The following is a 15,213-nucleotide window of genomic DNA, read 5'->3' as shown; positions in this document are numbered from 1 at the left end:
ACACGCGGGGATCAGCCGGCCGTCTCGGATTCGCTGCATGAGGACAGTTGGTCCGCCCCGCACACGCGGGGATTGTCCGACTACCTATCGGACGAGATTGAACTCTGTTCGAGATCCGCCCTGCAAACGCGGGGACAGAACCGGTGCTTTCGCCTTCGCGGTAACGAGGTACTGCCGCCGTCGGCTCCTGGGAAACTGTCGTTGGCCACCGCGCAGTGGGTCGCGTTCCACAGCCGCCGCCGCCCCACAGTTGCGGCCCGTTCGGCCGCGAACATTGAGTTCCGTTTCTATCCACGCTATTAGCATGGCCGTTTTTGGCTTTGTTCCGCGCAGCCGGGATAGTTACCGGTGTCATGACATGTCTTGGGGTCGTTCTCTGGCAATTCTGCGGTGCAGTTGAAGTAACGACTCTGCGGCGGAACGCATTCCATCCACCGACTGCACCCGTCGCGCATGCTCCCATTCGGGATGTAGATCATCCAGTGTGATCTTTGAGACGTGTTTGTAGTCCCATCGGTGATTGACCCGACTATCGGAGGGGTCGGGCCGAACGAACCCGATCATCTCCCCGTCCATCCACACGGACCAGTCACGTTTGACAACGAGCCCAGGGGTTCTGTGCATGCCTAGTCCTTCACGCGTTGTCGTAGACAGCTGAGTACCAACTGGTGCACTGTTCGACGAAGACGTTGCTGTCACTCAGCTTGGACGTCAGAGCTTGCATCAGCGCGGGGTCCTCGTAGGCGTAATTGAAGGCCGCTGCATGATCTCCGCCGTCGTGGGTGATGATCAGCAGCGAGTCGGTTCCATACAGTTCCTCGCGCTCTTTCCATTCCTCGGGACTGTAGAATTTGCCGCCGCCTCCGTGCTCTGTCAGTCCTCGCTCGACTAGAAAGTCGCGTATCGCGTGAGCTGCAGCCGAGCCCTTTTCGCTCAATGTCGTGGGGATTGGCCATCGATCTGACATATCGGTTGTCTCCTATGGTGCTGGTCGCGGGTCGGTTGTCGGCTCGTTGGGTATGTCTGTAACCCAGATATCTCGTGAGGTGTTCGCTTCGGCCAGGCGCTTCCGGTGCTAGCGGTCGGTCTGCTCTTCGCCGTCCATCGCGGTACACCAGGGGCAGTATCGGCAGACCCACCAGTCCTCGTTGGTCGATTTCGGGAAGACCCCGCGTCTCCTGCAGTCGGGGCAGGACAGAAACCGAAATCCGCGCTCCATCAGATCCAGCGCTGGGTGTTATCGAAACTGGTTCCGGCACTAGTCATTTGCCGTCATCCCGTGTTTGGTTCGGTGTGGAGCATGGCAGGGCCTTTCGCTTGCGTCGCCGTCGGTCGTCCGTCCTGCTGCCCCGGTCCGTCAACAATCCTTGGCGGCGAAATACGCCGCCTTGCATGCCTCTGTGCAGAAGTCGAGGGGTCGTCCGTGTTCGTTCGCCAGCGCGATGTGTGGCCAGCCTTCGCGACTGGCGTGCGTGCGCGCCTCCTCCGCGGTGCGCTCGTCGATCCACGTCAGGCATTCGTCGCACGAGAGGTGGTGGTACCGAATTACACTCATCACCTGGCCTGCTCTCGGCATCGATTCGTTCGCTTCGACATTGGTCTAGCGAAGCGGGATGTCGCCGACCTTGATCGGTTCGGGAAAATCGAAGCTCGCCCAAGGTTCACCACCCATGGGGCGGAAGAGGTCTATTCCCGCAATCGATACCTGCGGATCTGCGAGCAGTACTCCGTCGTAGAACGGGACGACACCTTCGGCGGAGTCGTCGATTTTCGCGTTGCCGACTGCGGTCGTGATTGTCGATGCGGAACTGCCGTAGACGGTGCGTCCACTGAGGGTGCGGAGTTTCCATCTTTCAGGGGTGATGTCGAGTTGCCCGGTGGTGACGGTGACCTGTACGGGTACCGCGATTGTCGGGGTTGTCTGTGTGGGGGCGATCGTCTTGTACAGTGCGTCGCTCAGTGTGATGGTGGCGACGGTGCCGTTGTCGTCGACGGTGCGAGTCAGCGTGTCGCTCGGTGCGGGCGTCGACGTCGCCGCGCTCGATCCTCCCGACGACGGTGTCTCAGTGGTTGTTGGGGAGGCGGCTTCGGACGTCGTGTCCGAGGTGGAGCCTTCCTCGATCACCGGCTCCGGGTCGCTGCTGCAGCCGGCGAGCGCGATGGCCACCACCGCGATCACTGATGCGGCCCGTCGCGTCATCGAAACGTCCATTGTGCGCCTTTCGTTGTCTGCCAGTAGTGCTCGTCATCGGTGCCGGTCGTCTATCCGACTCACGGATCGACGACAAACCATTCCCTGCGATAATATCAGAGTCAACCCAGGCTGCGCTCACTGACGTGTCGCGCTCGAACCCTGCGTCTCGTGATGATCCGGTCTGACGTCTTCCCCTCCCCCGTGGTCACTTTCGCGTCGGCTGCCGCGAAGCACCGTGACCTTCGGCTTGGCCTCGATGGGCGTTCCCTCCGGTCCAGCGATGTAGGTGTCTATCCAGATCGGCCGGTGCCTGTTCTGGCTCGGGTACCACTGACGCTTCCAGTGGCCCCGCACGACCCAGCGATGCGAGTACTTGCGCGCCGCTGCATCATCCGCGGGATCCTGCGGCTTGGGGCGGCCGCGCCCATAGGACAGGTAAGTGACCGCCCGCGGCTGTCGACGACCGGTGGAGTCGGCCCGCCCGCGCGCGTGGATGGTTGACCGTTCGACGTGATTCTGCGGGAGCATGTGCATCAGGGATGCGAACAGTCCGAAGATCTCGTCGCTTGTCCGGCCCGGATACATGACCTGAGGGTCTTCACCCCACTTGCGGTTCGGGTCCAGCGGCTCGCCGCTCGACCCGAACTGCGCTCCTTGAACGACATCGAGCCGTGGGGCCTCGTCACTTCCCTCTGCGCTCAGCAGGACCTCGGCGGTCGATGAGACCAGGTATCGGGAGTTGACCCACCGATGCCCAGGGCTGTTCAACCTGCCTCGTGTGCGAGCAAGTATGCCAACGCTTCGGCGGACAAGAGGGTGATGTGGAGGACAGCCTCCCCGTCTGCAGCCCACAACAGGATCAGGTCACGATCGCGGTCTTCCTGATGGAGGTAGGCGATTCCTGTCCTGGACGGCAAATCGGCCAACGTCAGTGACACGTTGTCGATCGACTCCGAACCGGCGAAAACGGTCGCGGTCATCTCGGGAGTGGCGTAGTAGCAATGCCGTTCGGCGACGGAGTTGAAATAGGTCCGGTAGGTCACGAACAACACCGTCAACAGTTGCGGCGTCACGAACCCGCGGACGGGATCCGGATCGTCACCGATACAGAAGTACTCCTCGGTGTCGCCGGACAGCTGCTGCACGGTGGCCTTGGCCAGCTGGCTGTAGTAAGTCAGCCACTCCCCGACCTTGCCGGACTCTCGGAACGTCTCCAGTTCCATGTAGGGGTACATGGTTCTCGAAATCAACTCTGTCACCGGACCGGTCGCCGCCGCGAGCGCGTCGGCAAGCATGGCACATCCTTCGCCCTCACCTGCTTGCTCAGAACCCGTACGGCACTGCGCCGCAGCGGCATACCTTCGACAAAGTTGGCCAGAGGAGGATTCGGATCGAGCAACGCCGCCGACGGGCGTGTCCCTGATGGGCGGCGTCGACGGGACGAGTTCGCTTTCCGCGATGACTTGCTCACGCAGCGGATTGTATTGATACACACCGACACATTCGGTGACTAGGCAGGTCGACACCTGTCATCACCGCGCCGATAGCCGCTCCTAAGAGAAATCCCCCACAGCCTGGGACTATGGGGGAGATCCCGTCTTCGTCAGCGACCGGCACGCGTGTGTCTCCGCTGCATCTCGTAGAAAGCTATCACGGGCAATTGCGCCCAGAAATGGGCTCGCGTTTCGAGCCTGTCTCGGTAGCGTGGTCTGCATGGCTTCGGAACCGATCGTGTCTGCTGTCTACGAGTTCCCGCGTCCCATCTGGGTTTCACAGGATCTCCAGGGGCAACGCTTCGATACTCGCATCGGCCCGATCGTCGCGACCATCGTGATGCCTACCGCGGTGCCACCGACCGGTTACGCGATGTGGGGACCGCCGGAGCTCGTTGGGGTACCGGAGAGCGCCTTGGCTCCGGTACCCGGAGAGCCATCCCTACGGCTCGACGCATACCCGGATGGTGCGGCCGTAGTGAACCCTGTGTGGGACACCCCTTTCGCGGCAGAAGTCCAGGGCGGCGGTCCTGCTACTGCTCTACGTGCGGTCGGCCTCGAGCTGTCCGAGGATCCTGCGGCCCTGACGCACAACGACACACGCAGTGCGATCGGCGACGCTGAGCGGTCGTTCCGCTTGTCGGTGCAGGGCACCCCGGAGGCCCGCATCGCGGATCTCGCCGGCCGGAACATGGAAAAGTGGTTCACCAGGGTCGCAGAGTGGGTGAGTGTCTTGACTCAGCAGGACCTCGACCACCGCCACCAGATCTACGACGCTTCGCTACTCGGGCCAGGGTTTCGGCACTGGGACGGTGCGTGGCGTGTCACGTCCGCGACCTACAATATCCCCTCGGTCACCGCCATCGGTGCCGAGGCCTTCGGGACCGTCCTGTGTCATGTAGGGGACCGCAAGCGGCCCGCGCTCGAGTGGCAGCTCCTCCTTCAGGCGGCCCACTCGATCAACCGCGGATTCTTCAGGAGGGCGGTCCTGGATTGCGCCACCGCCGCTGAGACGTGCGTGACCAGGCTGGTGGACAACAGCTCCTCCGCCGCAGGTAAACCAGGGCCCGGTGCAGGGCTGCGGAATCTGTCCGAGTGGCTGACCGCCCACGAGAAGCAGAGCTACCACGAGGACTCACAGTTCATCGAGATGACCAAACTCCGAAACACAGCCATCCATAACGGTATTGAGCCCACATCCGAGCAGACGTTGGCTGCAGCGAGCTGCGCCTACCGAATCGTCGAGGCCCATGGCCACCCCCAGACGCACGCTGTCTGACATCCAGGCGGCCTTCGAGTACGCGAGCTGCCTCCGCTCACCGCACACATAGACTCACGCCATGTCTCAGGCCGCGTACCCCGAACTGTTCGGCGTCGCAGTCGCCGCCCGCCGTCGGCAACTGGAGCTCTCGATCGCCGCGCTCCACGCAGCGGGCGGCCCGACCAAACCGGTGGTGATGAGCGTCGAACGCTGCGAGTACTCCAACCCGCGACCGAGCACACTCACCAAGTTCGACAAGGGCTTGAAATGGAAACCTGGCACTGCCGCTGAACTGTTTTGGGCCGGGGTCCACCCCGACATCCCCACCCGCTCGGTACCCGTTGGAGCACAACTCCTTTCCGTTCCACCCATTGCATTGGAACGTCTACTGGCTGCGAACGCCGAAGTCCAAGAGGCCTTCCGGCAATCGGAACGCAATGGTCGGACTCACGTCCCACGTGAATGCCTCGACGAGCTCGAGCGTGCCGTCGCGACGCTGTGCGCCGGTCGCGAACCCGAGGACTTCGCAGCCTCTTTCGCCAGCGCCGATGCCTATCGCGAATTCGCCCTTTCGCTCGCGAACCTCCAGCACCCGACCTTCTCTTTTTGACCGGCATCGAATGTCGGTCCTGCACCAAGGGCCCGACAACGGGTATGAATTGAGGCATGGCAAGGAACGGACCCACGTCGCGCGTAGGGAAAACTCGACGTGGCCGATACCTCCACAATCACCCCGCCGACGACCGCGTCGTGATCCTCGATATCGACGGCGTCCTTGCAGATCTGACTGAATTCGAGCACTTGTTGACCCGCGCTGACGTCGCTATCCAACAGCGCTGGCGGGATTTCTTCGACCACATTCCCGACGCCAAGGTGCTCGATGACGGCCGAGAACTCGCCTGGGCGATCGCCGGTCTCGGCCACACACTTCTCTACTCCACCACTAGACCCGCGTACACCCGCACCCCGACCCGCGCGTGGCTCGGCGTCCACGATTTCCCGATCGCTCGGGCGCTGCTCGCCCGTCCACACGTCGAACCCCCACGTCATCCCCAACCTGCATTCCAGATCAAACTCGCCCATAGCCGCGCGGTGACAAACAAGCACCCCGCATGGCTCCGATGCTTCATCGATGACGACCAGGCCATCGTGGACCGGTTGAGAGCCCAACACGTCCCGGCAGCGACGGCTACCGCCCTGTCGTCGCTGGGTGTGGCGGAGCTCCGCCGCCGGCTCGACTCGGCCCCTATGAAGGCCTTCGATCCACCACCGGCCGACGTCCTCCAACATTCGCCGTAGGGCCACGCCGCCAGACCGGGATGTCATACGACGATCGAACTGTCAGGTGTGATCCTGGGTCCATTCCCGCTCACGCTGTTATAGTCTTGGTAGATACGAGGACAAGGTCCCTCGTTACAACACATGGAGTTTCCCCCGCGGCAGCTAGGCCGTGGGGGTTCTTCGTTTCGAGCGTGGGCCTTCGGTGCCTCATCCCTTGCTAAGCCGTGGGTCGAACCGAGATGGTTGGCGCACTCGCTTCTCCACTGCGGCCCTCGCACGGACCCCCCTGAACAGCTAAAATCGGTTTGTGCCGCACACCGTCGACGAACTCGCACTCCCCTTGGGTGTTGATGAGCTTCGCGCCGTGCTCAGACGTCATGGGGTCATCGAGGCGTCTGTATTCGGCAGCTACGCGCGCGGATCAGCACGTGTCGACAGTGACCTGGACCTGCTGGTTACGTTCGGCCCTGACTGTGACGACTGGGCTTTCCTGGGCCTGCAGGACGAGCTCAATCGGCTGCTCATCGGCGGCGCGGATGTGGTGACGAAACTCAACAAGCACTTTCGTCGGTACGTCGAGCCTGATCTGGTGCGAATTCTGTGAAGCAGTTCAGCGCAGTCCCTGCTTTCCAGCCCATGTCCTGCGGAAATACACTTCGCTCATGTCGAAGAATCCGGCTCCATACCTGACCATCGCCGCTGAGTCATTGAGCAAGATACTTGCCGACCGGCCGGACTCCGAAGAAGCACTCACGGCGAATGGGTTGCTGTGGGATGCGACCCTGATGCGCGTGCAGGTTGCGGGCGAGAACTTGGTCAAAATCCGCGATCAATTTCCCGACTTCTACGCTGAACACCACGACGAGAACTGGCACAAACTGATTGCCATGCGAAACATCATTTCCCACGCCTACAGTGACGTCGACCCCGCCATTTTGTGGCGCGTGATCGTCGATCACCTCGAGGACGTCCGGGCTCGAATGCTCGAACTCGCTTCAGTCATCTCAGGCGGGTAATTCATCCGTCAGCCGACACGACCCTGTCTTGCGGATAGCCCGGTCGCACTGCGTAGACGACATGGCCTCGATTCGCTCGATCCACAATCGAGCGTTGCGACCGCAAGTACGGCGAGAGTTTCCTGGTCGGCGAGGCGCTTCAGCACCAAGACCGCGAGAACCAATACCGCGACAGTGCCGAGGACCCACAGTAGTGGAGTCCAGTCTGTGGGGACTGTAGCTGGCGTCTCGTGCGTCATCTCGGCCGGTGCTGCGGCCGCCGCCTGTGCTGGTTCGACAGAGGCGTCCGAAGGTCCATGGAGTCCGGAATTCGGCGATCGGTCGCCGAACATATCCGCCACCAGATGGCCGCTGATCACGGCGCACAGCGCCGCGGCCATGAAGCCGCCAACACCTGAGATGGCTCGGTCGGGTTGTCCCCATTGCGTCATTGCCTTCGGCCTTCCGGTGGTCGTTGCCTCAATTGCGCGGCTTCAAAGTTGTTGCCGTCCGGTAGATCGGCATAGCAACGTTGCTACGCCGATCTACCGGACGCGCCTAGTTACCTGCGATATTATCATACTGAGACGGGGCTGCTTGGTCGCCGCCCGGTGGAGCCGATCGCGCTTGGACGGCCAGCACCACGCCCTCGCTCGCATCTCCCCGCCGTGACGCTTCGCGCGGCTTTCGAACACCAGACAGTCCAGTGAAACGGTGGGATAATATCAACGTAGATCAATCGTTTCCATGGAAACGCTGTTAAGCCCCCTTATCAGCGCCTTCCTTCATGTAGTCGCGCGCATTCGGCCATGCTGAGCACTCGATCACGAATCCGCGAACGACTACACTGCCTGTAGCACAATGCCGCGAAACCATTTGGAGGCCAACCGATCATGTCAGTAGAACGTAAGACCGTCACTGTCACCGACGTCCAGCACATGTCCTCGAGCGAGGGCAACCCCCGGTACCGAGTGACCACGGATCAGGGAACGTGGCCGACTGCCCCTGGGGCCCAGGTTGGATACGGGATCACCAATTCGGAGTATCGGGGCGAGGTGATTCTTACGATCGACGGCGGCGACATCGTCGGAGTCAGCACGGTCGACGGATCTACCTTCACTGGTCGCCAGTCGTAGCTGCTCGATACAGGAACGGCTCTGCCCCTGGCCATATGGTCAGGGGCAGAGCTGTTTCCGTAATGCAGGCGATCAGAGCACTTCGTCTCAGTGAGCCCGCGCTGCGTAGCCGTCGAATTCGATCTCACGCGAGCAAGTCGGACCTTTTCTCTAGCTCACGACCAACGACGGACAGGCCAGCTGACTGGTCGCTCGGCCTTTGCCGCTGGGCTACAGAGCGGAGTCATCCCTTCTGGCAGCTCTCCGCCTCGGCGACCCCGATCCACATTCGTCGCTCCCACTGGTCGACATCGGCCCACGCAGCACGGGTGTGATGATCGGCCACCGACTGCGTGAACAACTCCTCCGCTCGCGCCAGGACCGCGTCGGGCACCTCCGGATACACGACCGGATTCTCCGACGCAGGCTCGATGTCACCCTCGACCTCGCAGCGGTAGTCCCGATCAGCCGTCGCGGACACGTCATCCCAGTCGACCCCGACAGCGTCGGCGAGATGCCGCAAATCCGCCACCAGATCCGCTATCGCCGTGCGTAGGTCATCGTCGGCCGCGCCGATGCGATCGGCGTACCCCACCACCGCGTGCGCGGCAGGCAACGCCCGAACCACGTTCGCGTCCGCCTGATTCGAGCACTCCCACGACAGGGGAAGTGGCACAGCAATAGCAGCCACCGAGACTGACAGGTCACGGGGTGTAGCAGCCGTCGACATCGACGCCGCCACTACCCCTAGAGCCGGGCTACCCGCAGCAACCGAGCTGCTGCCCACAGGCGAAACAGTAGACATGAGAACACTCCAAACTCCGAACGGCACATGCCGATCGGTACGGCGGCCAACCGTGATGGTCAGTCACGGTGGCCAGATCAACTGGGACTCCCCCACCGTAGCGCGTCGTACTGACAAACACGGTTCCAGCCGACCAACACATGGCCCTGCCCCTACCAGTGCCGGGGCACGCAGTTGAGCTGCCAGTGAACGCCCCGTCTCACCGCTTGACAATCGCGCACATCGCCTGCGCGAGTTGCCATTTCCTCGGGAACACGGTTCGTAACCCACGCGCCGACCCTGCCACCACCCGACGGCTCAGCAGCCTTCGCCGTGGCATCCATACCGGACGCCACGGCGAAGTCCAGATCAGATCAGCGCCCGCACCACGATCTCGCACGGACCCACACCCGCAGGGACATTGCGCGGCCGCGCAGTCCGCTACCCGCACTCACACCAGCTCTGCGTCGACAACATCGAAGTCCTCCAGATTCAAGCCGGCCAAACCGCTGTTGGCCATGGCCTCCTCGACATCGGAGTGCCGGACCTCCTGTTCGGCGGCATCGGAATCGCGGGCACCCGACACTCTCACAGTCACGCTCGTCGAGAGCCGAACACTGACCTCCACATCGAAGTCCTTCAGCCGCGTGGGGAGATTGTGATCCTCCATGAACTCGTCGAACCGACTGCACAGATCGTTGTCGTCGGCCCACTCGTGCGCGTCCGCGACCAACTTGTCCATCGCTGACTCATGCCGCGACGACACATCACGTAGGGCCGCCCGCGCCTCTGCCAGCTCTTGCGCCGACTTCTCCGCGTCGATCCGCGCCGCCAACGCCAGCTGCAACGCAGGCACGACTGGGACCCACCACGCCCCCGCCCTATTGCCACCGCACCTCGTGATCTGCCGTGCGGTCACGCACTCGACGACCACCCCGGAACAATCCAGAGGAAGCACCGCCACCCACACTCCACCGTCGTCGCCCACCGGCGCACTCCGGTCGACAACAACCCGGCCTCGCACTCCCCCGATTTCTACAACGGCACCATCCGGTATCGAACGCACACCCTCGATACCCGCGACGGTCAAACCTTCGAGTTCCGCTACAGCAGCAGACATGAGAACACTCCAAACCCCCGATCGCCATCGGCGTCATCGGGACGGCGCGGCCCGCAATGGTCAGTCGCGGCCCGCAGATCAACTGGGACGACCACCAATCTAGCCCAATCGAACACGCCGTGCAACGCCGGATAGCACTGGACGACAACCGATTTCACGCCTCACACCCTGCACATTGCGGACATACACGCAACCCCTACAGCCCCAAAAGTGCCACCGACCCAACCAGTGCCGGGGCACTGGTTATGGCCGCGTTCACCGCAGCCATCCTTTGCCCCAATCGCTTTCCAGCAGAACCGATTCGGAGGCTCCACCTTGTCCCGCACACCGACTTCGGCGATGCTGCCGACCCGCTCCTGAATGGACGGCGCGCCGACAGCATCGCACGGTTGCAATCCCGGCGAACCTATGGCGTGGGAAGCACTGCCCCGGTAACCCGCTCGACCACCGATTTCGCGGGGATGCAACCCGCGAACTGCTCACCGGGCAGCGCGACCCCGTATGCCTGGTGAAGTAGGTCCACGAGCTTGGGCACCTCGGCCCCGATATCCTCGACGGCGGCGAAGGCGGCATCGATCGCCAGGCGCGTCTGCGCCGAGCCGTCGTGGATGTACGAGATCAGCGCCACCAGAGCCATCGCGTGTGCCCGCTCTCGGCCGCGCAACCGTGCTGCGATCTGCAACATTGCCGTCGCTGCTGCCTGGTGACCGTAGTGGGCGCTGTAGGCGAAGGAATCACGCACCGTCAGCGACTCCTGTCCGAGCAGGAATCCGATTCGAGCGCTCAGATCATCGGACGGCAATTGTCTCGACCGCACCACTTCTACAAGCTCTTCCATCGTCACCGCGATCAGGCGGCTCCCGCGGGCGTGTGCGGCTGCCGCCTGTGCCTGCCGGGGGATTTCGACTCCGGGACGGTAGCGCTCCTCGAGCACACTGCGGCTCCTCGCAACTGGCCTGTCCGTGCGTATTGCCTCCACCATGATGGGGCAGTCCATCGGGTCGGGGACAGTCCCCGCGGTTCCACGCAACAGATCTGCGAATTGAGCACCGACGTCGATAGCCGCAACGCTCAGTGCAGAGACCCCCACACCCGAGTCAGCAAGGACGTTGACGGCCGACCTGACGATCATCGCGGCATCGTCGGCGTGGTCGTCGTCCGCGACCGCGATCAGGACGACCGCCGACGCCCCGGTCGATGCAACTGCAGCGCGTAGCCCGTCCAGCGCGTCGAAGGCCGCTCGCACATCGGCGTCACTCCGCATCCCACAGCGCAGCTCGCCGTCGGTAACAAACAGTGCAACAACGGAGTTCGTCGGGTAGAAGCCGAGTATCGAGGGGACCGCGGCAATGATTTCGCCGGGTCCAGCAAGTCGTACGGGCTCAGAAACAGTCATCGATTCGTTCTCTTTCCTGCATGTGCGACACGGGCTGGTCAGGCTCCGCGCCGACGATCAACTGGGACCCGTCGAGCGTATCCGAACCCACCGACACAATCCCCAAATCCACTCTGCGGGAATGCGAGTCGAGCCGGTGCCACATGCCGGGCACGAGTGGCGCGGGCATCCCGATATGGCCCTCCCTGGAAGGTGGGACGTCCAGAGTGCTTACAGGCAACCCTGCGACGTCCCACCACACCCCTCGGCTCAGTCGATACCGGCGAGTTCCTCACGGCCACTGGCCGCCGGTATCACTCGCCCACGAATACCGAGCTCGGCCGCCCGCGTGGCGACGGCCACGGCGTCGAGTTCGGTTTCCGGGAGCGGTGTCGGTGCCTCGGCGAGCACAATCTCGCGACACCACGCGGTGATCTGGTCGTGGGCCGCCTGCTCGCTCGAGGTCACTGCGATGCGGTCGTACGCTCCTACGCCGGACGCAAGCTGCGCGACCCAAGCCGATGGATCGACGTCCTCGCCGTACACCATGCGTCCGCCGTCATCGCTGAGTCCGCCGTCGGCCAGCTTCCAGCGCCACATAGCCGAATCCTCACCCGCGCCGTGGATCTCACCTGTTGCCCCGTGTTCGGCCAAGACCTGCAGATACAGCTCCGGGCTTCCCAGTTTGCCGCTCCCCCACACCGACACTTGACACGACTGCTCGACTCGGGTGACCGAATAGCCGGATGTCGGATCGTAGCTTCCGAGTTCACCTGCCACCGCCGACGCGATCTTGTCCACCGACGCCAGCTCCTCCACACAACCCTCCACGTAGTCCTCCGCGTTCGGGTATCGCTCGATCAACTCGACCCATATCGCGTCGGCTGCAGCAACCGGCACGTACAGCGTGCCACCGGACGTCGCTTCGTATCCCATCTGCTCACCCCTGCCCGACAGCCGACAGAACGGCACGTTTCGCCGCGGCCTGCACCTGGTCGTACACATCGAAGAACCGATCCTCGACCGCAGACCACGAGCGCACCACCGCCGACGCAATCAACTCGTCACTGGCTTCCCGCAATGCCACGCGATCACCGTCGTCCAAGCACGGATCGTCCTCGGCCTCCGACCGCACGTCCTCCACCGAAACCACCCGCAGCGCCAATTCGGGCTCAACCGACGTCAGGACCGCTGCAACCCTGCGCATCGACTCGGACAGCAATCCGGCAATCCCGTCGAGCACGTCGAACACCCCGCGCATCTCCACGTGCGGCAGCTCCCCCAACGACTTGATCCCGACGTCTGCGATACCTGCCCCGACTCCCAGGAACACAGCCAACGTCAGGTGACCGTCGTTCGCCGAAAAGCCCTCGGCGTCACAGGAATAGTCTGCGTGCACGCTCACGTTCGCACCGCCCGCCACCCCGTCCAGGTGCCAGACATCGCCCAGCGCTGCTAGGTCGTCCACCAGGGCGCGCATCAGCTCGAGACCCTCGTGGTGCGTCGCTCGATCCTGCACGTCGAACTGAGCCATGGTCTCGGCGTACTCACCTCCCTGGTCGGCCAGGAAAGCCCCGACCCGTGAGCGGTCGTAATTCAACGACGGCGCGCTCACCGTGTAGCCCCGACACTGGTCTCCACGCCGAACGAACCCAGGCGTTCGTGATCGCGTCGGCACTCGTGCAGGGACGCCTGCAGAACCCGACTGAGCCACTCCCAGTTCTCTCGCCGCTCTCCCTGTAGGGCAACCTCGCGGACCTGGTAGGGGCTCACCCATGCAACCCAGATCGGAACCTCCCGGCCCACCGGCACTACCGCGACAGGTGCGCCGCCCGCAACGGCACCCGCGCGATCCACCAGAACGAACCCTCGCACGATCCGTTCGCCGTACAGCACCTCCACGAAACTCTCGTCAGTCGGAAACTGCTCCGCCGACGACGCACCGCGTACAACATTGCTCTCGATCACAATTCGCTCCACACCCCGGCAGGCAACACCTGCCGGAAACAAGAGGGCCGCGGATGGTCAGTCCACCGACCCGGATCAACTGGGACACCGAGAACACTAACCGACACCACCGACACGCGCCCTCCCTATTTGCGCTGCGCCGCAATATCTTTCACTCCACACCGCCCCGCGAAAGTCAAGCCGTCACCGAACGAAAATGACCCCGACACAACCAGTGCCGGGGGCACTGGTTGTCAACAGCCGGCCGACCCCTGGTCCACCGGTTCAACCCCTACGGAAATTGGACGTGTCCGCGGTGTCCGGTGCCCGCGATACCGTCTCCACAGAACCGGCCGCGCCTGTGCGTGCGACCACCCACACGGCCCAGGAGGGAGAGCACCCATGTCGAATATCGACCCCACGATCGAAACAGCTGTGCTGGAGGACTTTCGGCGTCATAGCCTCCGAGCAGAAGACTCGGTAGCCGGAGCAAAGTACGTCTACGAACTGACCCGAATCCTGTACAACGAAGCGAAGACCGGAGCATATGCGCCGTCCCTACGTACCGCGCTCGGCCCCGTCGTCGACGCTGCGGGGGCCGCCCACCTCGCCGAGTACGCGCGGACCGCTCACCCTCAGAACGCTCGCCAGGCGGCGAATCACCGCGCAGTGTCGATCGATCCCGGCACGACCGGACGCTAGAGGGAGCCCTGCAGGGCTTCGATGCGGGTGCGCAGATCCGATACAGCGATGTCCATGTCCATCTGGTGAATGCAGGTCTTCAGCCAAGCGGTGTCGGCCAACGCGAACTCCGTTGCGCGCCTTAACTTTGTGTCGACGGTCGAACCGTACGCGGCGGCCGCCTTGCGATAGCCGGCCGCCCAATCGTCGTCGTCGGCCGACAACATCGCCAGATCGATCAGGTCGCGGCTGTAGACGGAGCGGTCCGCCCACCTGTCGTCGTTCGCGAGCAGCTTCGTGGCCACCATGTCCGGCACGGTCAGAGTCGCGACTCCACATACTGCGTCGTCGGCGGTGGCGCGGTCGAGGTCGATGCGCCCTTCGTGGATGATCTCGAACTTGACCGGTCCGTCGTCCGAATCGAGCATGGTTCGGATTCCGTACTGGTCGGCTACCACGTCTCGTACCTGAGTGATCGGGCTACGACTGATGGCGTCGATGCCGCCCTCGGAGATTGCGACCCGCAGTTCCCGGTATCCGTCCCAGTTCGAGACGATCATGTCGATGTCGGTCGACAGCCGCCATTCGCCGAACCGCATTGCCATCGCGGTGCCCCCGCCGAAGTAGCACTGCTTGCTCGACAACAGATCGGCGTCGAGAGCGTCGAGTAGAAGCGCAATAGCGGCGTGCCGCTTGCGTTCAAACAAGGAGACGGCCGCCGCTGTAGCACTCCGCGAGGTGCCGCACGAACACATCTTCGCGGTCACTCAGCTCACCGACGTGACGCCAGTTGCGCTCATAGAGTCTCAGGGCTTCCTGTTCACTGATTTCAGCGTCGGCACGCAGACTCCACGCTATCGCCTGCAGCTGGGGGTAGTCCGCCACTCGAATGAGGGGCGCATCCGGGCCTGTTTGACGGTCGCGGTGCGCGTCGTCGCCCATGATGTGCCCTTTCAGCTTGACCGGT

General features: G+C 63.2%; 20 protein-coding genes. 7 read left to right on the top strand and 13 right to left on the bottom strand.

Translation table 11 applies throughout. From position 1 onward, the window contains the following. Positions 1–634 precede the first annotated feature (634 nt). The 5 genes from RHBS_RS05810 to RHBS_RS05790 form a co-directional block, all read right to left on the bottom strand. Complete coding sequence (locus RHBS_RS05810) at positions 635–937, bottom strand: hypothetical protein (RefSeq protein ID WP_236745352.1); 303 nt, start codon at positions 935–937, stop codon at positions 635–637. Positions 938–1,357: 420 nt separating this feature from the next. Further along, on the bottom strand, positions 1,358–1,555 hold the full coding sequence (locus RHBS_RS05805; protein ID WP_128645105.1) for a hypothetical protein: 198 nt from the start codon (positions 1,553–1,555) through the stop codon (positions 1,358–1,360). Positions 1,556–1,600: 45 nt separating this feature from the next. After that, the gene (locus RHBS_RS05800; RefSeq protein ID WP_128645103.1) at positions 1,601–2,200 is read right to left on the bottom strand and encodes a hypothetical protein; all 600 of its coding nucleotides are present in this window, start codon (positions 2,198–2,200) and stop codon (positions 1,601–1,603) included. A 129-nt stretch (positions 2,201–2,329) separates the two neighbouring features. Next, positions 2,330–2,962, bottom strand: coding sequence for a hypothetical protein (locus RHBS_RS05795; protein ID WP_128645101.1), 633 nt, complete (start codon positions 2,960–2,962; stop codon positions 2,330–2,332). Further along, complete coding sequence (locus tag RHBS_RS05790; RefSeq protein WP_128645099.1) at positions 2,959–3,489, bottom strand: hypothetical protein; 531 nt, start codon at positions 3,487–3,489, stop codon at positions 2,959–2,961. The genes RHBS_RS05795 and RHBS_RS05790 overlap by 4 nt, the downstream gene beginning before the upstream one ends. Before the next feature lie 418 nt (positions 3,490–3,907). Between RHBS_RS05790 and RHBS_RS05785 the strand changes: the two genes are divergently transcribed. The 6 genes from RHBS_RS05785 to RHBS_RS05760 all read left to right on the top strand — a co-directional run bounded on the left by RHBS_RS05785 (position 3,908) and on the right by RHBS_RS05760 (position 8,360). Further along, positions 3,908–4,966 (top strand): hypothetical protein, encoded by a 1,059-nt coding sequence (locus tag RHBS_RS05785; protein WP_128645098.1) that lies wholly within the window; start codon positions 3,908–3,910, stop codon positions 4,964–4,966. A 61-nt stretch (positions 4,967–5,027) separates the two neighbouring features. Beyond that, entirely contained in the window at positions 5,028–5,558 is a 531-nt protein-coding gene (locus RHBS_RS05780; protein ID WP_128645096.1) for a hypothetical protein, read from the top strand. A 56-nt stretch (positions 5,559–5,614) separates the two neighbouring features. Next, positions 5,615–6,247: a hypothetical protein gene (locus RHBS_RS05775; protein WP_128645095.1), complete on the top strand. Its 633-nt coding sequence runs from the start codon at positions 5,615–5,617 to the stop codon at positions 6,245–6,247. Between the two features lie 289 nt (positions 6,248–6,536). Next, positions 6,537–6,833, top strand: coding sequence for a nucleotidyltransferase family protein (locus RHBS_RS05770; protein WP_128645093.1), 297 nt, complete (start codon positions 6,537–6,539; stop codon positions 6,831–6,833). Between the two features lie 58 nt (positions 6,834–6,891). Then, positions 6,892–7,245, top strand: a complete 354-nt coding sequence (locus tag RHBS_RS05765; RefSeq protein WP_128645091.1) for a DUF86 domain-containing protein — start codon at positions 6,892–6,894, stop codon at positions 7,243–7,245. 872 nt (positions 7,246–8,117) lie between these two features. Then, the gene (locus tag RHBS_RS05760; protein ID WP_128645089.1) at positions 8,118–8,360 is read left to right on the top strand and encodes a hypothetical protein; all 243 of its coding nucleotides are present in this window, start codon (positions 8,118–8,120) and stop codon (positions 8,358–8,360) included. Positions 8,361–8,583: 223 nt separating this feature from the next. Here RHBS_RS05760 and RHBS_RS05755 read toward each other — a convergent pair whose 3' ends face one another. From RHBS_RS05755 to RHBS_RS05730, 6 genes are all read right to left on the bottom strand, one after another. Continuing rightward, entirely contained in the window at positions 8,584–9,144 is a 561-nt protein-coding gene (locus RHBS_RS05755) for a hypothetical protein (RefSeq protein ID WP_145977478.1), read from the bottom strand. Between the two features lie 430 nt (positions 9,145–9,574). Then, positions 9,575–10,243: a hypothetical protein gene (locus RHBS_RS05750; protein ID WP_128645086.1), complete on the bottom strand. Its 669-nt coding sequence runs from the start codon at positions 10,241–10,243 to the stop codon at positions 9,575–9,577. A 406-nt stretch (positions 10,244–10,649) separates the two neighbouring features. Then, entirely contained in the window at positions 10,650–11,639 is a 990-nt protein-coding gene (locus RHBS_RS05745) for a DUF4192 domain-containing protein (RefSeq protein WP_128645085.1), read from the bottom strand. A 249-nt stretch (positions 11,640–11,888) separates the two neighbouring features. Further along, entirely contained in the window at positions 11,889–12,554 is a 666-nt protein-coding gene (locus RHBS_RS05740) for a hypothetical protein (protein WP_128645084.1), read from the bottom strand. A gap of 4 nt (positions 12,555–12,558) precedes the next feature. After that, positions 12,559–13,233 carry a hypothetical protein gene (locus tag RHBS_RS05735; RefSeq protein ID WP_128645083.1) on the bottom strand — a complete coding sequence of 225 codons (675 nt, stop codon included), beginning with the start codon at positions 13,231–13,233 and terminating at the stop codon, positions 12,559–12,561. Further along, complete coding sequence (locus tag RHBS_RS05730; RefSeq protein ID WP_128645082.1) at positions 13,230–13,586, bottom strand: hypothetical protein; 357 nt, start codon at positions 13,584–13,586, stop codon at positions 13,230–13,232. Before RHBS_RS05730 ends, RHBS_RS05735 begins: the two co-directional genes overlap by 4 nt. Positions 13,587–13,967: 381 nt before the next feature. Between RHBS_RS05730 and RHBS_RS05725 the strand changes: the two genes are divergently transcribed. Continuing rightward, positions 13,968–14,267, top strand: coding sequence for a hypothetical protein (locus RHBS_RS05725; RefSeq protein ID WP_128645081.1), 300 nt, complete (start codon positions 13,968–13,970; stop codon positions 14,265–14,267). On the opposite strand, the gene RHBS_RS05720 is transcribed toward RHBS_RS05725, so the two are convergent. Together RHBS_RS05720 and RHBS_RS05715 are read right to left on the bottom strand one after the other, a co-directional pair. After that, positions 14,264–14,953, bottom strand: a complete 690-nt coding sequence (locus RHBS_RS05720) for a nucleotidyl transferase AbiEii/AbiGii toxin family protein (RefSeq protein ID WP_187298389.1) — start codon at positions 14,951–14,953, stop codon at positions 14,264–14,266. The two genes, RHBS_RS05725 and RHBS_RS05720, sit on opposite strands and share 4 nt — an antisense overlap. Next, the gene (locus tag RHBS_RS05715; protein WP_128645079.1) at positions 14,946–15,188 is read right to left on the bottom strand and encodes a hypothetical protein; all 243 of its coding nucleotides are present in this window, start codon (positions 15,186–15,188) and stop codon (positions 14,946–14,948) included. The genes RHBS_RS05720 and RHBS_RS05715 overlap by 8 nt, the downstream gene beginning before the upstream one ends. Positions 15,189–15,213 lie beyond the last annotated feature (25 nt).

The sequence above is a fragment of the Rhodococcus sp. BS-15 genome, from assembly GCF_000813105.1.
Lineage (GTDB): Bacteria > Actinomycetota > Actinomycetes > Mycobacteriales > Mycobacteriaceae > Rhodococcoides.
This window is presented reverse-complemented; position numbering and strand designations above follow the sequence as displayed.